The sequence below is a fragment of the Streptomyces sp. CA-294286 genome (genome assembly GCF_050947155.1).
Taxonomy (GTDB): domain Bacteria; phylum Actinomycetota; class Actinomycetes; order Streptomycetales; family Streptomycetaceae; genus Streptomyces.
Genome location: NZ_CP192005.1, coordinates 2,375,001 through 2,392,652, shown reverse-complemented (window position 1 = coordinate 2,392,652; position 17,652 = coordinate 2,375,001). Strand labels below are relative to the sequence as shown.

Annotated in this window: 14 protein-coding genes (1 of these 14 cut by a window edge); 8 read left to right on the top strand and 6 right to left on the bottom strand. The window is 73.3% G+C overall.

Annotated features, from left to right (window positions below; all coding sequences use genetic code 11):
- Positions 1-855, top strand: coding sequence for a hypothetical protein (locus tag ACQPZG_RS15315; protein WP_433546320.1), 855 nt, complete (start codon positions 1-3; stop codon positions 853-855).
- A 518-nt stretch (positions 856-1,373) separates the two neighbouring features.
- Here the strand turns inward: ACQPZG_RS15315 and disA are convergent.
- Both disA and radA read right to left on the bottom strand, forming a co-directional pair.
- Positions 1,374-2,513, bottom strand: a complete 1,140-nt coding sequence (gene disA / locus ACQPZG_RS15310; protein WP_433546319.1) for a DNA integrity scanning diadenylate cyclase DisA — start codon at positions 2,511-2,513, stop codon at positions 1,374-1,376.
- A 102-nt stretch (positions 2,514-2,615) separates the two neighbouring features.
- Positions 2,616-4,025 (bottom strand): DNA repair protein RadA, encoded by a 1,410-nt coding sequence (gene radA, locus ACQPZG_RS15305; protein WP_433546318.1) that lies wholly within the window; start codon positions 4,023-4,025, stop codon positions 2,616-2,618.
- A gap of 73 nt (positions 4,026-4,098) precedes the next feature.
- On the opposite strand from radA, the gene ACQPZG_RS15300 reads away from it, so the two are divergent.
- Both ACQPZG_RS15300 and ACQPZG_RS15295 read left to right on the top strand, forming a co-directional pair.
- Complete coding sequence (locus tag ACQPZG_RS15300) at positions 4,099-4,470, top strand: DUF1304 domain-containing protein (RefSeq protein WP_433546317.1); 372 nt, start codon at positions 4,099-4,101, stop codon at positions 4,468-4,470.
- Between the two features lie 140 nt (positions 4,471-4,610).
- Positions 4,611-6,686: a BACON domain-containing protein gene (locus ACQPZG_RS15295; protein ID WP_433546316.1), complete on the top strand. Its 2,076-nt coding sequence runs from the start codon at positions 4,611-4,613 to the stop codon at positions 6,684-6,686.
- A gap of 23 nt (positions 6,687-6,709) precedes the next feature.
- Here the strand turns inward: ACQPZG_RS15295 and ACQPZG_RS15290 are convergent, their stop codons facing one another.
- The gene (locus ACQPZG_RS15290) at positions 6,710-7,606 is read right to left on the bottom strand and encodes a hypothetical protein (RefSeq protein ID WP_433546315.1); all 897 of its coding nucleotides are present in this window, start codon (positions 7,604-7,606) and stop codon (positions 6,710-6,712) included.
- Positions 7,607-7,660: 54 nt separating this feature from the next.
- On the opposite strand from ACQPZG_RS15290, the gene ACQPZG_RS15285 reads away from it, so the two are divergent.
- The 3 genes from ACQPZG_RS15285 (at position 7,661) to ilvD (ending at position 12,295) form a co-directional block, all read left to right on the top strand.
- On the top strand, positions 7,661-8,593 hold the full coding sequence (locus ACQPZG_RS15285; protein WP_433546314.1) for a Ppx/GppA family phosphatase: 933 nt from the start codon (positions 7,661-7,663) through the stop codon (positions 8,591-8,593).
- Between the two features lie 64 nt (positions 8,594-8,657).
- On the top strand, positions 8,658-9,521 hold the full coding sequence (locus ACQPZG_RS15280; RefSeq protein ID WP_433549418.1) for a sugar phosphate isomerase/epimerase family protein: 864 nt from the start codon (positions 8,658-8,660) through the stop codon (positions 9,519-9,521).
- Positions 9,522-10,444: 923 nt separating this feature from the next.
- Positions 10,445-12,295, top strand: coding sequence for a dihydroxy-acid dehydratase (gene ilvD / locus ACQPZG_RS15275; RefSeq protein WP_433546313.1), 1,851 nt, complete (start codon positions 10,445-10,447; stop codon positions 12,293-12,295).
- A gap of 7 nt (positions 12,296-12,302) precedes the next feature.
- Here the strand turns inward: ilvD and ACQPZG_RS15270 are convergent, their stop codons facing one another.
- Positions 12,303-14,903, bottom strand: a complete 2,601-nt coding sequence (locus ACQPZG_RS15270; protein WP_433546312.1) for a protein kinase domain-containing protein — start codon at positions 14,901-14,903, stop codon at positions 12,303-12,305.
- A gap of 161 nt (positions 14,904-15,064) precedes the next feature.
- Here ACQPZG_RS15270 and ACQPZG_RS15265 point away from each other — a divergent pair, with 161 nt between their 5' ends.
- Complete coding sequence (locus ACQPZG_RS15265; protein ID WP_433546311.1) at positions 15,065-15,637, top strand: hypothetical protein; 573 nt, start codon at positions 15,065-15,067, stop codon at positions 15,635-15,637.
- A 113-nt stretch (positions 15,638-15,750) separates the two neighbouring features.
- Here ACQPZG_RS15265 and ACQPZG_RS15260 read toward each other — a convergent pair whose 3' ends face one another.
- Positions 15,751-16,101, bottom strand: coding sequence for a hypothetical protein (locus ACQPZG_RS15260; RefSeq protein WP_433546310.1), 351 nt, complete (start codon positions 16,099-16,101; stop codon positions 15,751-15,753).
- Positions 16,102-16,242: 141 nt separating this feature from the next.
- On the opposite strand from ACQPZG_RS15260, the gene proC reads away from it, so the two are divergent.
- Positions 16,243-17,094 carry a pyrroline-5-carboxylate reductase gene (gene proC / locus ACQPZG_RS15255; protein ID WP_433546309.1) on the top strand — a complete coding sequence of 284 codons (852 nt, stop codon included), beginning with the start codon at positions 16,243-16,245 and terminating at the stop codon, positions 17,092-17,094.
- Positions 17,095-17,353: 259 nt separating this feature from the next.
- On the opposite strand, the gene trpS is transcribed toward proC, so the two are convergent.
- On the bottom strand, positions 17,354-17,652 hold the 3' portion of the coding sequence (gene trpS / locus ACQPZG_RS15250) for a tryptophan--tRNA ligase (RefSeq protein WP_433546308.1). 700 nt of this gene lie beyond the right edge of the window; 299 of the gene's 999 nt are visible here — the last part of the coding sequence; the start codon falls outside the window, past its right edge; it ends in the stop codon at positions 17,354-17,356.

Here is a 17,652-nt window from a genome sequence, read left to right as displayed (position 1 = left end):
GTGGGATCTCTGCGTAATCCAGTCGGGCCGCTCCCCTCCTCCATCTACTGGCGCCGGAGGGTCGTCGGGCTTGCCCTGCTGGCGCTGTTGGTGGCGCTGGTGCTCTGGGCCGTACTCGCCGGCGGCGGGAACGGCGACAACAACGGCCGGGGCGGGGGCGGGCCTTCGCCCGCCGCGTCGATCACGCCCGGCCCCTCGGGCTCCGGTCCGGTGGTCCCGGGCGAGCCGGGCGGCCGTGACACCGCGGGCGGCGACGGCGGCAGCGGGACCAACGGCGGTACGGGCGGCGGGAGTACGGGATCCGGGGGCACGGCCTCCGGAGGTGCCGGCGCCGGGGGCGCCGACGGCACCGGTGGCGCCGAGGGTTCCGGCGGCGGTACGGGCGGGAGCAGCGCCTCCGGTGGTACGGCTGCGGGCGCGGCGTCCGGCGGGGGAGCGCAGCTTCCCGCGAACTCACCGCTCCCCCATTGCGCTGCCGGAGCGGTGGAGTTGACGATCCGTGCGCGCGAGGTGCAGGTACCGGCCGGTGAGAACCCGAAGTTCGAGCTGATCGCGAAGAACACCTCGGCGGCCGACTGCAAGGTCGACCTCGGGCCGAAGGCCGCCGTCATCAAGATCAAGAACGCGAAGAACGAGACGGTCTGGTCGTCCAAGGACTGCCCCAAGGGGGCGACGACCCTGCTGTTCCGCGTCCCGGCCAAGGGGGAGGTGCCGCGCGAGTTCGAGTGGGACCGGACCCGCAGCGACGCGACGAAGTGCGACAAGGGAACGGGAGGACCGGTGGAGCCGGGAACCTACCTGGTGGAACTCGCCGGAGCGAAGAACTCCGCCTCCATCTTCCTCCAGAAGGACTGACCCCCGCCCTCCGTCAGCCCCCTCGGGCGCCGGGGCCGTACGCCCTGTGTCAGCCTTCTTGGGCGGTGGGGCCGTACGCCTTCCGTAGCCCTCTTGGGCGGCGGGGCCGCCCCCGGGGGCGGAACGGGCGGGCAAGGGGGCGGCCCCCGGCGGACGCCGAGCCCCAGCCGTACGTCCCGCCACCCCCCGTACGCTCGCCCCGCCCCTACGTCGTCGCCCGGCCCACGCCCACCCCACGCGCCGCCGGACGCCCAGCCCCCGCCGACGCGAGGCCCACGTCGACGTCCGACCCACGCCGACGCCCAGCCCACGCCCACCCCACGCGCCGCCGGACGCCCAGCCCCCGCCGACGCGAGGCCCACGTCGACGTCCGACCCACGCCGACGCCCGGCCCACGCCCACCCCACGCGCCGCCGGACCCCCACGCCCACGCGCGACCGATGCCCGGCCAAGCCGATGCCCGGCCAAGCCGATGCCCGGCCAAGCCCCCGGAAGGGCCCGCCAACCCCCGCTCCCACCTACACGTACCGCTCCAGAATCGAAGACTCCGCCAACCGCGAAAGCCCCTCCCGCACCGATCGCGCCCGCGCCTCCCCGACCCCGTCCACCGTCTGGAGATCGTCCACGCTCGCCGCGAGCAGCTTCTGCAGTCCACCGAAGTGCTCCACGAGCCGTTCGATGATCGCCCCCGGCAGCCTGGGCACCTTCGCCAGCAGCCTGAAGCCTCGCGGGGAGACCGCCGAGTCCAGGTTCTCGGGGGATCCGCTGTACCCCAACGCGCGTGCCACTATGGGCAGTTCGAGGAGCTCGCCGTGCGTGAGCGCGTCCAGTTCGGTCAGTGCCTCCGCGACCGTCCGCGACCGTTTCGCCGTCGGTTCCGGCACGTAGTCCCGGACGACCAGCTCCCGCTCGGGCTCGACGCCGGCGATCAACTCGTCGAGCTGGAGCGACAGGAGCCGCCCGTCGGTGCCCAACTCGACCACGTACTCCGCGATCTCGGTCGCGATGCGGCGCACCATCTCCAGCCGCTGGGCGACCGCCGTGACGTCGCGGACCGTCACCAGGTCCTCGATCTCCAGGGCGGAGAGCGTGCCGGCGACCTCGTCGAGGCGGAGCTTGTAGCGCTCCAGGGTGGCGAGGGCCTGGTTGGCCCGGGAGAGGATCGCCGCGGACTCCTCCAGGACGCGCCGTTCGCCGTTCACGTACAGGGCGATCAGGCGCATGGACTGCGACACGGACACGACGGGGAAGTTGCACTGCTTGGAGACGCGGTCCGCCGTGCGGTGCCGGGTGCCGGTCTCCTCCGTGTGGATCGACGCGTCCGGGACCAGCTGCACGCCCGCCCGCAGGATCTTCGTCATGTCCTTGTCGAGGATGAGCGCGCCGTCGAGCTTGCACAGCTCACGCAGGCGCGTCGCCGTGAACTCGACGTCCAGGACGAAGCCGCCGGTGCACATCGACTCGACGGTCTTGTCCATGCCGAGGACGATGAGTCCGCCGGTGTTGCCGCGCAGGATGCGCTCCAAGCCGTCGCGGAGCGGCTGGCCGGGCGCGACGGCGCTCAGCGAGGCGCGGATCTGGGCCTCGTTGCCAGAGCCGGAGTTGCTGGAGCCTCCGCCGGACTTTCCGGGTGATGAGGCCCGGTCGTTGGCTGCCACTGCACTCCTCCGGGTACGGGGGTCACGGGTCGGGGCCGCCCCCGGCAGGGGCGGTCAACTTCGCCTCGCGTACGCGGTGGACAGGCGAGATCAGGGCAAAGTCTACCGGCGCTCCTCCTCGCTCCGTGGGGCCTGTGCGCGAGACCGGCGCGGAAGGACGCTCAGAGCGGCCCCCATATCGGCCACTTCGGTCACCTTCATGCCTGCGGGAACCCGGCCGGGATCGCCCGGGACCAGGGCATGGGTGAATCCCAGCCGGTGTGCCTCGGCCAGTCTTCGTTGTACGCCCGTGACCCGGCGGACCTCTCCGGCGAGCCCCACTTCGCCGATCGCGACGAGGTTCTTGGGCAGCGGGGTGTCGCTGGCGGCGGAGGCCAGGGCCAGGGCGACGGCCAGGTCGGAGGCGGGTTCGGTGAGTTTCACGCCGCCGACCGTCGCGCAGTAGATGTCGCGCTTGCCGAGCGCGGAGATCCGGCCGCGCTGTTCGAGGACGGCCAGCATCATCGAGACGCGGGAGGTCTCCAGGCCGGAGGTGGTGCGGCGGGGGGAGGGGATCTGCGAGTCGACGGTGAGGGCCTGCACCTCGGCGACCAGGGGGCGGCGGCCCTCCAGGGTGACCGTCAGGCAGGTGCCGGGCACGGCCACGTCGCGGCGGGTGAGGAAGAGGCCGGAGGGGTCGGTGAGGCCGGTGATGCCCTCGTCGTGCAGCTCGAAGCAGCCGACCTCGTCGGTCGCCCCGTACCTGTTCTTGACGCCGCGGACCAGGCGGAGCCTGGCGTGCCGGTCGCCCTCGAAGGAGAGGACGACGTCGACGAGGTGTTCGAGGAGGCGGGGGCCCGCGATGTTGCCGTCCTTGGTGACGTGGCCGACGAGCAGCGTCGCCATGCCGCGCTCCTTGGACGCGCGGATGAGGGCCGCCGTCACCTCCCGGATCTGGGCGACGCCGCCGGGAGCGCCGTCCAGCTCGGCGGAGGCGACGGTCTGCACGGAGTCCAGGATCAGCAGGGTGGGCTTGACGGCGTCCAGATGACCGAGGACGGCGGCGAGGTCCGTCTCGGCCGCCAGGTAGAGGTGGTCGTTGAGCGCGTGGATCCGGTCCGCGCGCAGCCGGACCTGGCTCGCGGACTCCTCGGCGGTGACGTACAGGGTGCGGTGCTCGTCGTCGGCCGCCTTCGCGGCGACGTCCAGCAGGAGCGTCGACTTGCCGACGCCCGGTTCGCCCGCGACCAGGACCACGGCGCCGGGCACCAGGCCGCCGCCCAGTACCCGGTCCAGCTCGGGGACGCCGGTGGAGCGGGCGGTGGCGGTGCGGACGTCCACCTCGGCGATCGGCAGGGCGGCGCTGGAGACCCGGCCCGCGGCGGTGGTGCGGACCGCGGGCGCGCCGTACTCCTCGACCGTCCCCCAGGCCTGGCACTCGGGGCAACGGCCCAGCCACTTGACGGCCGTCCAGCCGCACTCGGTGCAACGGTAGGACGGCCGGTCCTTCGCGGATTTCGTACGGGCAGCCATGGCGTCACCGTACAGACGGGGTCTGACAACGCGGCACGCGCCGAGGGGCCTCCGCGGCCGTAGCCTCGGCGGTATGACGGTAATCACCACAATTGCGCTGCTCGTGCTGGCCGCGCTGCACGCGTACATCCTGGTGCTGGAGATGTTCCTGTGGCAGTCGCCGCGTGCGCGGGCGGCGTTCGGCACGACCGAGGAGTTCGCCGCCGCGACCAGGTCGATGGCCGCGAACCAGGGCCTCTACAACGGGTTCCTGGCCGCGGGCCTGGCCTGGGGCGCCTTCGCCGCCGAACCGGTCGCGTTTCCCGTGCGGATCTTCTTCGTGCTCTGCGTGGCCGTCGCCGGGCTGTACGGGGCGGCCACGGCCAGCCGGAAGATCTTCTTCGTCCAGACGGTTCCGGCGGTCGTGGTCCTCGCACTGGTGCTCGCGAACGGTCGCGGCGCGTAAGGGCATAGGCCAGTGGTATGGGCCGAAAGAGGGCGGAATGTGCAATTCCTGGCCCCTTTTGAGGGATCTGTTCACCCGAATGGGTTAAAAGGGCTCAGGGAAAGCAAAGGGGCAGGCGTGGCACCCCTACGGTCGGCCGGGTGACGACCAGCAGGCGGGAGCACCCCACGCAGAGCACCGGAAGCAGCGGCCCCACGGGCAGCGGAGTCGGAACCGGCGGAACGGCGAATTCCGGAGCCCAGGGCTCCGGATCCGACGGCTCCGCAGCGGGCACGACGGGCATCGGAAGGACCGGCTCCAGCGCGACCGGCGACGGCGCGACCGGCTTCGGCGCGACCCACGACGGCGGAACCAACAGCGGCGCGACCGGCAGCAGCGCGACCGGCTTCGGCGCGACCGGCGACAGCGGGACCGGAAGCGCCCCCTCGGGCGCCCCCGACGAGCCCGGAACGCTCCGGCGCGCGCCCCGCGCCTGCGACCAGCAACCGTCGACCCGCTACGAGCCGTACCTCGACGGCCTGTTCACGTACGCGCTCTGCGTACTGCGCGACCACGACCTGGCGACGACGGCCATCGGCGAGGTGCTCGCCCTCGCCGAACGCAGCGACTCGCGCAGCCCCGCCGCCGAACCGGAACGCAAGGCCTGGCTCTACGCCCTCGCCCGCTGGAACTGCCTGCGCCGCCTCACCGACGACAAGCGCCGCAGACAGGGCGCGCACGGAAGGCACGGCGACAGCGGCGGACGGGGGAGCCACGCACATCGCCCGGCCCCGCCCGTTCCGGAACCGGAACTTCCGGTGGAAGAGGGCGAGGCCCGTCGTCGGCACGCCGACCTGGCCCGCCTCGCCTGGCCGGAAGCGGCCGGCACCACCCCCGAACAGCGCGAAGCCCTGGAACTGGCGGTACGGCACGGGCTCGGCGCCCGGCAGGTCGCCGCCGTCCTCGGCCTCGAACCGCTCGCGGCCCGCGAACTCCTCGCCGCCGCCGCATGCGAGGTGGAGCGCACCAGGGCGGCGCTCGTCGTCGTCGAGACCGGCACCTGCCCGACCGTCACCCGCCTCGCGGGCGACGACCAGGTCCTGCTCAGCACCGCCCTGCGCGGCGAACTCGTCCGGCACGTCGACGACTGCCCACTCTGCCGCCGCGCCGCCGAACGCGCGGGCGCCCGCGGCCCGTGGCCCGGAACGGGCGCCTCCCCCGGGGACCTGCCACTCGTCGAGGCGCCCCGGGCGACGGCGTACGCGGCGATGGTGCACGCCCCTCGGATGCCCCGGAGCGCTGCCCCGCGCTTCGACCGCGGGGGCTTCCCGCTCGACCCCAAGGACCGGGCGGCACGCCGCGAACGCCTGCGTACGCGCGCGGTGACCACGACGGTCGTCGCGACGGTGGTCGCCGCCCCCGTCCTCGCCCTGTGGGCCGCCTACCGGGGCGCGCCCGTGACGGGCGACGGGCACCGGGACACCGCGATCACCGCGAGCGAGGAGGACGGACTGCCCGGACACGACGGCCTTCCGTACGACGGCTACCGCAAGACCGGCACCGCGCACGGCAGACCCGACCCCACCCTCTCGGTGGGCAACGGCGTGGGCGACGTGACGGTGAAGGTCCTCACCCCCGGCCGCGGGACGTCGGCGACGGGGAGGAACCTCGCGGTGCGGGCCGAGACGGCGGGCGGCACCACGGTCGTACGGCTGACGGCGTCTGGCGGTCCGGTGGTCTGGTCCATGTGGGCCGACGCGCACTGGCTGCATCTGAGCAGGACGACGGGAACACTGGCCGCGGGCGAGTCGTTCACCGTGTACGTCACCGTGGACCGCGACAAGGAGCCCACCGAACCGTGGACGGCGCGCCTGGGGGTCGCGCCGAGCGGAGCGGTGCTCTCGGTCTCCGGGCGGGGTACGGGGGCCTGGGCCGCGCCGGGAACGCAGCCGGAGCCGGGCGCCCCTCCAGGACCGGGCCCGCACCCGGGACCCGGCGGCCACCCCGGACCCGGCGAGACTCCGCCCCCCGGCGGTACGCCCGGGCCGGGCCCCGCGCCCACGGATCCCGCGCCGCAACCGACCGAGCCCTCGGCGACCACCGCGCCGCCGGAGCCCACCGAGCCGCCGACGACCCCGCCACCGGCCACGGATCCGCCCTCCTCCCCGCCCGCGCAGAGCGACCCGCCGGACCCCTCGCCGCCGGCCCCGGGAACGCAGGCCCCGGACGGGGGATAGGGGAGGGGCGGGCGTGCGGCCCCCTACCCCTCCGGTTGCTCCGACTGCTCCGACTGCTCCGGGTCCGCCGGATGCGGCGCCACCATCGGCAGCAGCGAAGCCGTCCGCGCCTCGCAGTGCTCGACGAGACGCGCGTACCCGCCCGCGCCCATGAGCTCCGTCAGCTCCGGCCGGTACGACACGTACACCGGATCGCCCGCCCCGTGCGCGGACGTCGCCGACGTGCACCACCAGTGCAGGTCGTGCCCACCGGGCCCCCAGCCGCGCCGGTCGTACTCACCGATCGTGACCTGGAGGATCTTCGTGTCGTCGGGCCGTTCGATCCACTCGTACGTCCGTCGCACCGGCAGCTGCCAGCACACGTCCGGCTTCGTTTCGAGGGGCTCCTTGCCCTCCCGCAACGCGAGGATGTGCAGGGAACAGCCCATGCCGCCCGCGAACCCGGGCCGGTTCTGGAAGATGCACGAACCCTCCCAGCGCCGTGTCTGCCGGTCGCCGTCCTCGTCGGTCTGCGTCCAGCCGCCGTGGGGCCCCTTGGAGCCCTTCGTCGTCTTCGCCACGTCGTGGAACTGCCAGATGTCCGGAGTCAGCCGCGCCACGTGCTCCGCGACCCGCTTCTCGTCGTCCTCGTCGGAGAAGTGCGCCCCCAGCGTGCAGCAACCGTCGTCCGCGCGCCCCAGCTTGATGCCCTGGCAGCCGCTGCCGAAGATGCACGTCCACTTCGAGGTCAGCCAGGTCAGGTCGCACCGGAAGACCTGCTCCTCGTCCTCCGGATCGGGGAACTCCACCCACGCGCGTGCGAAGTCCAACCCCTGTTCGTCGTCTCTCGCGGCGGGCGTCACGTCCTTGACGTCCACGAACACGCCCGACTTCGTCTGCTTCGCGGCTTTTCCGGGCTTCGCCTTTTTCGTCTTTGGCACGGGGCAAGGGTAGGCGCAAGGGTGTCCGCCACGCGCCGCAGTAGCGTTCCGCCCATGAGACTCGGAGTCCTCGACGTCGGTTCGAACACGGTGCACCTGCTGGCGGTGGACGCCCATCGCGGCGCCCGCCCCCTTCCCGCGTACTCCTACAAGGCGGCACTCCGCCTCGCGGAGCTGCTCGACGAGGACGGCGCGATCGGTGAGGAAGGGGTGGAACGGCTGGTCAACACCATCGGCGTGGCCCTTCAGGCGGCCGAGGACAAGGGCTGCGAGGACGTCATGGCGTTCGCGACCTCCGCCGTGCGCGAAGCCACCAACGCCGACCACGTACTGGCCCGGGTCCGCGAGGAGACCGGCGCGGACCTCCAGGTCCTCTCCGGTGAGGACGAGGCCCGGCTGACCTTCCTGGCCGCCCGCCGCTGGTTCGGCTGGTCGGCGGGGAAGCTGCTGCTGCTCGACATCGGCGGCGGGTCGCTGGAGATCGCGTACGGCATCGACGAGGACCCGGACGCGGCGGTCAGCCTCCCGCTCGGCGCGGGCCGACTGACCGCGGCCCATCTGCCCGGCGATCCGCCGGACGTCCAGGACGTACGGGCACTGCGCCGCCACGTACGCGCGCGAATCGGCCGCAGCGTCGGGGAATTCGCCCGCTTCGGTCCGCCCGACCACGTGGTGGGCACGTCCAAGACCTTCCGCCAGCTCGCGAGGATCGCGGGGGCCGCACGCTCGGCCGAGGGCCTCTACGTCCAACGTGAGCTGAGTCGCACTTCGCTGGAGGAATGGGTTCCGAAACTCGCCTCGATGACGGCCGAGCAGCGGGCGGAACTGCCCGGCGTCTCGGCCGACCGCGCCACCCAACTCCTGGCAGGAGCGCTGGTCGCAGAGGCCGCGATGGACCTCTTCGACGTGTCGACGCTGGAAATAGGCCCCTGGGCACTGCGCGAGGGCGTCATTCTGCGGCGGCTGGATCGGCTCCCTCCGTCATGATCGGGACGTGACCTCGGCCGACCCCGCACCGGCGGCGGACCGTAGGCTGTCCCTCGTGGCAGAAGTGGCGAAACCAGCGGTACGCATCCCGGATGCGAAGGTCGCGCTGTCCACGGCCTCCGTCTATCCGGAGTCGACGGCGACGGCCTTCGAGATCGCCGCACGCCTCGGCTACGACGGCGTCGAGGTCATGGTGTGGACGGATCCCGTCAGTCAGGACGTCGAGGCACTGCGCAGACTCTCCGACTACCACGGCGTCCCGGTCCTCGCCGTGCACGCCCCGTGCCTGCTGATCACGCAACGGGTGTGGTCGACGGACCCGTGGGTGAAACTCCAGCGTGCTCGGGCCGCCGCCGAGAGCCTGGGCGCGTCCACGGTCGTCGTCCACCCGCCCTTCCGGTGGCAGCGCAACTACGCGCGGGACTTCGTCACCGGCATCTGGCGGATGGCCGACGAGACCGACGTGCGCTTCGCCGTCGAGAACATGTACCCGTGGCGCTACAAGGACCGGGAGATGCTGGCGTACGCCCCCGAATGGGACGTCACGAAGGACGACTACCGGCACTTCACCGTCGACCTCTCGCACACGGCGACCGCGCGCACCGACGCCATGGCGATGATCAGCCGGATGGGCGACCGCCTCGGCCACGTCCACCTCGCGGACGGCAAGGGCTCCGCGAAGGACGAACACCTCGTCCCCGGCCGCGGCGACCAGCCCTGCGCGGAACTCCTCGAACACCTGGCGACCAGCGGCTTCGACGGCCACGTCGTGGTCGAGGTCAACACCCGCCGCGCCATGTCCTCGGCCGAACGCGAAGCGGACCTCGCCGAGGCCCTCGCCTTCACCCGCCTCCACCTGGCCTCCGCTACGTCACCGGCCGCATCCGCCGCACCACCGGCCTCACGCGCCCGGATCCCGGGCGCGTGAGCGCACCGGCACCGCCGACGGCACCCTGCCGCCGCGACCGGTCGCCCGTACCGCCCCGAACCCGGCCGGACCGCACACCCGCACCGCACCTCGACGGCCCCTCACGCGGAATGCGCCGGGCGCGGCTACGGGACTGAGGCAGGCCACCCGTGCGTGGCAGAGCCGGTACGGCGGGGCATAGCCGGTATCGCGTGGCATCCCCCGGTACCCGCATGGCACCGCCGGTACCCCGAGGCCCCTCGGTACCCCGAGGCCCCTCGGTAACGCGAGGCACCCCCGGTACAGCGGACACAGCCGTTCCGGCTCCACCCGGCCCGTCGCGGTCCCTCCCGTGTGGTGCGGCCTGATGGCTGTCCGTCCGCCAGCGCCGGGCCCGATGCCCGCTCGTCCTCGCTCCGCGCCCTCCGGCGCTGTGCGGCCCAGTACCGTCCTTGCGGTGCGGTGTGCGGTGTGCGGTGTGCGGTGCGGTGCGGTCCGGTGCCCGACCGTCCGGCTCCGTCAGATGCGGTGCCGGCCCCCCTGGCCCCGCGTCCGCGTCCGGCGATGCCCTCCGGCCCGATGCCTGCCCGCCTCGGGGGTCCGTCGGGGGTCCGTCTGTCCCGTGCCGTGCCGCGCGCCGCTTCCTCCGCGCCCGCCTGCCCTGCTGCTGCCCGCGACGTCCCCGCCCAGCAGCCGTCCGCCCCCGCCCAGCAGCCGTCCGTCCCCGCCCCCGCCCACCCCGCGAACCCACCCCACCCGAACCCACCCCACCCGATCCCACCCCGCCCCACCTCGCCCGTCCGGAACCTGAACACCTGTTCCGTCATCCGGACGACCTGTCCAGATCCTGGATCGGAGGCGTACGCTCGACGCCAGTAGTGCCGCACGCATCCGCGCCCCGCGCGGCCCGCACCCCGCACCCGTACTCCTGGGAAGTGAACCCGATGCCCGAGCTGAGGTCCCGCACCGTCACCCACGGCCGCAACATGGCAGGCGCCCGCGCGCTCATGCGCGCCTCCGGTGTAGCGAGCGAGGACATCGGCAAGCCGATCATCGCGGTCGCCAACTCCTTCACCGAGTTCGTCCCCGGCCACACCCACCTCGCCCCGGTGGGCCGCATCGTCTCCGAGGCGATCCTCGCGGCCGGCGCCGTCCCCCGAGAGTTCAACACCATCGCCGTCGACGACGGCATCGCGATGGGCCACGGCGGGATGCTGTACTCCCTGCCCTCCCGCGACCTGATCGCGGACAGCGTCGAGTACATGGTCGAGGCCCACTGCGCCGACGCCCTGATCTGCATCTCCAACTGCGACAAGATCACCCCGGGCATGCTCAACGCGGCGCTCCGCCTCAACATCCCCACGATCTTCGTCTCCGGCGGCCCCATGGAGTCCGGCCGGGCCACCCTGGTCGACGGCACCGTCCGCACCCTCGACCTGGTCGACGCGATGTCCGACGCGGTGAACGACAAGATCTCCGACGAGGACATGCTCCGCATCGAGGAGAACGCCTGCCCCACCTGCGGCAGCTGCTCCGGCATGTTCACCGCCAACTCGATGAACTGCCTCGCCGAGGCCATCGGCCTCGCCCTCCCGGGCAACGGCTCGACCCTCGCCACGCACACGTCCCGCCGCGCCCTGTACGAGAACGCGGGCCGCACGATCGTCGAGATCACCAAGCGCCACTACGAGCAGGACGACGCGACCGTCCTGCCCCGCGCCATTGCCTCGCGCGCCGCCTTCGAGAACGCCATGGCCCTGGACATCGCCATGGGCGGCTCCACCAACACGATCCTGCACCTGCTGGCCGCCGCCCAGGAGGCCGAACTGGACTTCGGGCTCCCCGAGATGGACGAGATCTCGCGCCGCGTCCCCTGCCTCGCCAAGGTCGCCCCGAACGTCGCCAAGAACCGCACGTACTACATGGAGGACGTCCACCGCGCCGGCGGCATCCCCGCCATCCTGGGCGAACTGCACCGCGGCGGACTCCTCAACGAGGACGTGCACTCCGTGCACTCCCCGTCCCTCGCCGAATGGCTCAAGAACTGGGACGTGCGCGGCGGTTCACCCGCCCCCGAGGCCGTCGAACTGTGGCACGCCGCCCCCGGCTGCGTCCGCTCCGCCACCGCGTTCTCGCAGTCCGAGCGCTGGGACAGCCTCGACACCGACGCCGCCGAGGGCTGCATCCGCTCCGTCGAGCACGCCTACTCCAAGGACGGCGGCCTGGCCGTGCTGCGCGGCAACCTGGCCATCGACGGCTGTGTCGTGAAGACGGCCGGCGTCGACGAGTCGATCTGGACCTTCGAGGGTCCGGCGGTCGTCTGCGAGTCGCAGGAGGAAGCCGTGGAGAAGATCCTCCTCAAGCAGGTCAAGGCCGGCGACGTCGTCGTCATCCGGTACGAGGGCCCCAAGGGCGGCCCCGGCATGCAGGAGATGCTCTACCCCACCTCGTACCTGAAGGGCACCGGCCTCGGCAAGGAGTGCGCGCTGATCACCGACGGCCGCTTCTCCGGCGGCACGTCGGGCCTGTCCATCGGCCACGCCTCCCCCGAAGCGGCCTCCGGCGGCACGATCGCACTCGTCGAGGACGGCGACCGCATCCGCATTGACATCCCGAACCGCACGATCGAACTCCTGGTTCCCGACGAGCAGTTGGCCGAGCGCAGCGAAGCCCTCGGTGGCGTGTACGCCCCGCGCAACCGCGAACGCAAGGTCTCCCAGGCCCTGCGCGCGTACGCCGCGATGGCGACCAGCGCGGACAAGGGCGCGGTCCGCGACGTGACGAAGCTCGGCTGAGACCGGCTCAACTGCCGCCCCCGCCCCCGCCCCCGCCCCCGCCGTTGCGCGGAGGCGAGGGCGGTGGCGGTCCACCGCCGGGACCGGGTCCGGGCCCCGGCGCACCCTCCGGCGCGTGTCCGCCGTCGCCCGCCCGCAGGGCCGGATCCGCCGGGTCCAGGGAGAAGACGGTGCCGCCCGTACCGGTGACGAGCAACAGTCCGCCCACGCGCACGACCTCCGTGTCGTGGTACGAGGCCGGGGGCGCCCCCCGGTGCGCCGAACGCCACACCTCCTTGCCGGAACGCGCGTTCAGCGCGAGCACCCGCCCGCTGAGACTCGGCACGAACAGCACGTCCTGCTCCGCCGCCCGCCCGGCCGTCGGCACCCCGAGACCCCGCACCCCGGTGTCCCTGGCCCACCGCCGGTCGCCGTCGCGCACCCCGTGCGAGGAGACCGTGCCCCAGTGGTGCACGAAGAGGACCGCGTCGCCGCGCAGAACCGGACGCCCCGCCGGCGCACCGGGCAGAGGCAGGGTGCGCGGCAGCCGGGCGCCCGAGGGGTCGACCAGGAGGAGTGAGGAGTAGGCGCCCTCGTGGTTGGCGTGCCCGGCCGCGTCGTCGGGACGCGCCCACCGGGCGAAGACGAGCAACTTGCCGTCAGTGCCCACGAGTTCGTGGTCGCGGCCCCGGGTGAAGAGGTGGGACGGGCTGCCGTCGGCGCCGTACCGGACGTAGGTGCGGGGCGCCGCGCCGTCGTCGGAGGGCGTGCAGGACCCGTACCACTGCCCCTGGAGCACGATCGGGAAGCACGCCTGCCCGGCCGGATTCGGTGCGGTCCAGCGGGTGGCGCCGGTGAGTGCGTCACGGGCGACGACATTGCGCTGCCCCGCGTCGGCGGCGGCGACGAGTCCGCCGTGGACGGCCGGAGGACGGTACCCGCCCACCGGGCGGTGCCACAGCCGCCGCCCGTCACCGGCGTCCAGCGCGGCCAGCCGTCGCGCCGAGTCCGACAGGGTCTCCACGACGAACACGGCCTTGCCCCCCACCCCCGCCGGAGCCGAGTCGGCGGCCGTCCTGGTACCCGGGGCGGTCGGCGGATCCGGGGCCTGCCACACCGTCGCCCCCGTCGCGGTGTCGAGCCGTGCGGCCCGCACGTACGGCCCTCCGCAGAACGCGGCGGAACCCGAGGCGACACAGCGGACCGCCCCGAGGGACGAGGACGTCCCGGGGGCCCAGTCCAAGGCGACCTGCCAGGACTCCCGCCCGGCGGGAGCGGTGGGCTTCCCGTCCCGCACATCCTCCGCGGCCCCGCCCTTGCCCGCCCCCGGCGGATCGACGAAGAGAGCGAGGCCGCCCCCACCGAGAACCAGCGCCAGAGCGACGGCGGAGACGAGGAGCACGCGCCGGGGGAGAGGCCGCCGGGACACCGCCGGGGTGGGCAGCCCGCCCACCGCCCCACCGGGCCCAACAGCTCGGCCCGCCCCACGAGATACCCCCGCCCCGACACCCACGGCCTCTCCGGCCGCCCCGGAGTCCCCGACCTTCTCGCCCGGCCCGTTCCGAGCCCCCGTCCCGGCCGTACCCGCCCCGGTCTGCCCCGCCTCCCTACCCGCCCCGTCCACCCCGACCACCCCGAGCGCTTCGGAGTCCTGCCCACCCCGTCGCACGACCACGGTGCCGCGATCGGCATCGTCCGCCACCTCCGGGCCACGGGCGGAAGCGCCCGCGACCGGGTACCCCGCCCCGGTCCCATCCCGATCCCCGACCCGGAACCCGGCCCCGTCCCAGTCCCCACCCCCCGGCCCGTCGCCGCTCCCGGACGCAGTCCTCCACTTCCGGAGGAGCGAGGCCAGCTCAACACCGTCCGGCCGCTCTTCCGGCTCCTTGACCAGGCAGTACTCCAGAATCCCGCGCAACGGCTCACGCACGCCGTCGAGCACCGGTGGCTCGTGCACCACGTGGTACGCCGTCATGTGCGGACTGTCCGCGTCGAACGGCCCGTGCCCCACCGCCGCGTACACCAGGAGCGCGCCGAGCGAGAAGATGTCGGACGCGGGGCCGATGGTGCGCGGGCTGCTGAGCTGCTCGGGCGACATGAACGGCGGGGTGCCCATGACGTGCCCGGTGACGGTCAGCGCACGGTTGCCGACGGCCCGTGAGACGCCGAAGTCGATGACGCGCGGCCCGTCCTGCGCCATCAGCACGTTGGCGGGCTTCAGGTCCCGGTGTACGACCCCGACGCGGTGGATGTCACGTAACGCCTCGACCAGCCCCAGCGCCAATGACCGCAACTCACGGTCGTGCAAAGGGCCTTGGCTCTCCAGCAACTGCGCCAACGTCGGCCCCGGCACGTACTGGGTGGCCATCCACGGCCGCACGGCGTCCGGATCGGCATCCACCACGGGCGCGGTGAACGCCCCGCTGACCCGCCGCGCCGCGGCGATCTCCTGCCGGAAACGGGTACGGAAATCCGGATCGGCGGCGTACTGCTCGTGGATCACCTTCACGGCGACGTCGCGGCCGGACGGCGACCGCCCGAGGAAGACCGTGCCCATGCCCCCGGTACCGAGCCGCCCGACGAGCCGGTAGTCGCCGATCACCTCAGGCTCGTCCGCCGCGAGCGACACGACACGCCCCTCTCGATTCCCGTACGTAAAAAGCCGCCTGGCCCGCCCACCCTAAAACCCCCACCCCCTCCCCAAGTAGCCCCCTCGCCCGCCCGTCCCCACCACCCGCGCGACGGTCCCGCTCAACCCCCACCCACCCCCTCCGGGAGACAATCACCCCTGTGAGTGAAAACCCCCAGCACGCCGACACCCCCTCCACCACCCCCGACACCCCCACCGGCCCCACCACGCCGGACACCCGCACCACCACACCCACCATCACCGGCCCCCGCCCCGAGCCCCTCCGCCTCTTCGGCACCACCTGGCTCCACCACGACAACGGCTACGCCCTGCGCCGCGTCGGCGCCTCCCTCGGCTCGCTCGCCGCAGCCGCCGCGGGCTGCTTCCTGCTCCGCTTCGCGTACCAGGGACTCCAGATCGCGGACGTGGGCGGCTTCGTCGGCATGCTGGTCATCGTGATGTTCGCGGTGTGCAGTGCGATCGCGTTCCGCAAGACCTGGGAGGGCTTCTCGGCCCGCCCCGCCGACCCGGCCCGCGAGCAGTCCCTGCGCAGCCTGAAGACGATCGGTTTCGTCGGCTCGCTCCTCGCCTACTTCTTCCGGTCCCTGACCGAAGCACCGGGCGAGAAACTGCACCGCACGGAGTACGAGGCGGCCGTCAAGCAGTACGAACGCCGACGGGGCACCCGTACGGGAAACCCTGCCGCCCGCAAGAAGAAGCCCAAGCGCACATAGCCACCCCGCCCTGCCCGCACCCCAGCCCTTCCGCCTCAGCCCCTCCGCCCCAGCCCCCTCAGCCCCTCAAGCCCCTGGCCCCTCAGCCGCCAGCTCTCGGCCACCCGCCCCGGTTACTGCCCGCCGTCCCCAGCCGCCGCTCTCCCCACCAGAGCGATCGGCACGGTCGCACACTGAGTCGCCGAAGCCACCGTCATGGTCCTGACCCCCGTGCGCGCAGCGATGTCGAGCAGTCGCTGCCCATCGCACAGGAACGGCTGCCCGTGCGCGATGTCCCGCGCACAAGTGGCCTCGTCGACGAAGGAGGGGAGCCAGGGTTGCCCGTCCTCACCCCGGATGAAAACGACGGCCCCGCTGTCGTCCACAGCGATGATCACGCCGTCCGCCACGGCGGCGAGCAGCTCCGCATGGTCCGGGCTGCCCCCTTCGAGGAGTTCGGCCAGGGTCGGATTCACGCCAGTCATCCCCAAAGCGTAGGCGCAGCCCCACCGCACCGCCCCCGCCTGCTCCCTCCCACCCCTCGGACACCCCCTCCGCCCCGCCCCTCCCCGGTGCGAGGATGACCGCGTACGACATGTTCCACCGGCACGGAGGGTGCACCCCGCATGACCGAGCAGACAGCCGCCGCCCCACTCACGACCGCTCCCGCTCCCAAGACCGTGGCCGTGCTCGGCACCGGCAAGATCGGCGAAGCCCTCCTCAGCGGCATGATCCGGGGCGGTCGCCGCCCCGCGGACCTCCTGGTCACCGCCCGCCGCCCCGAGCGCGCCGAGGAGCTGCGTACGCGTTACGGCGTGGAGTCCGTCACGAACGCCGAAGCCGCCAAGCGCGCCGACACCCTGATCCTCACGGTCAAGCCGCAGGACATGGGCAAACTCCTCGAAGAACTCGCCCCCCACCTCCCCGCCGACCGTCTGGTCATCAGCGGTGCGGCAGGCATCCCGACCTCCTTCTTCGAGGAACGGCTCGCGGCGAGCACCCCCGTGGTCCGCGTCATGACGAACACCCCGGCCCTCGTCGACGAGGCCATGTCCGTCATCTCCGCCGGCAGCCACGCCACCGCCGTCCACCTCTCCCATGCGGAGGAGATCTTCGCGGGCGTCGGCAAGACCCTGCGTGTCCCGGAGTCCCAGCAGGACGCCGCCACCGCCCTCTCGGGGTCGGGCCCGGCGTACTTCTACTTCCTCGTCGAGGCGATGACCGACGCGGGCATCCTCCTGGGCCTGCCCCGCAACCAGGCCCACGACCTGATCGTCCAGGCCGCGATCGGCGCGGCCGTCATGCTCCGCGACAGCGGCGAGCACCCGGTCAAACTCCGCGAGGCGGTGACGTCCCCCGCCGGCACCACCATCAGCGCCATCAGGGAACTGGAGAACCACGGCGTACGGGCCGCCCTCATCTCCGCCCTGGAAGCCGCCCGCAACCGCAGCCGCGAACTCGCCTCCGGCAACGGCTGACCCCACCCCACCCCACCCCACCCCGGACCCGTGCCCGCATGGACGCCCTCACACATCACCCCGGGTGGGCCCCAGTCCGAGTGAGACGGGCCTGTGCCCCCGGCCCCTCACCCCGAGGGAGCCAGTCCGAGTGACGGGCCCGCACCTCCGGCCCCTCACCCGCACTGCCACCCCGCCCCTCACCCGCACCGCCACCCCGGAGCCCTCACCCCGCCGCTCCCTCCCGCGCCGACACCCCCACCCCCTCACCCGGGAGACCTCACCCGGCCGGCAGCAACCCGATGGCCCGGTAGGCGGCATCCACCGTCGGCCGGGCCATCGCCCGTGCCCGCGCCGCCCCCTCCCGCAGCACCCCGTCCACGTACCCGGGATCCGCGGCAAGCGCCGCGTGCCGCTCACGCACCGGCCGCAGCAGCTCCACCACCGCCTCCGCGACATCCCGCTTCAACGCCCCGTACGAGGTGTACGCCCCCGCCAGTTCGTCCGGCTCCCCACCGCCACAGGCCGCCAGCACCTCCAGCAGGTTCGACACCCCGGGCCGCCCCTCGGGGTCGTACT

Bases quoted from the DNA above. Each gene is read 5' to 3' on its own strand.
- radA (WP_433546318.1), bottom strand. From the start codon at position 4,025: ATGGCTGCCCGTACGAAATCCGCGAAGGACCGGCCGTCCTACCGTTGC.
- ACQPZG_RS15300 (WP_433546317.1), top strand. From the start codon at position 4,099: ATGACGGTAATCACCACAATTGCGCTGCTCGTGCTGGCCGCGCTGCAC.
- ACQPZG_RS15285 (WP_433546314.1), top strand. From the start codon at position 7,661: ATGAGACTCGGAGTCCTCGACGTCGGTTCGAACACGGTGCACCTGCTG.
- ilvD (WP_433546313.1), top strand. From the start codon at position 10,445: ATGCCCGAGCTGAGGTCCCGCACCGTCACCCACGGCCGCAACATGGCA.
- ACQPZG_RS15260 (WP_433546310.1), bottom strand. From the start codon at position 16,101: ATGACTGGCGTGAATCCGACCCTGGCCGAACTCCTCGAAGGGGGCAGC.
- proC (WP_433546309.1), top strand. From the start codon at position 16,243: ATGACCGAGCAGACAGCCGCCGCCCCACTCACGACCGCTCCCGCTCCC.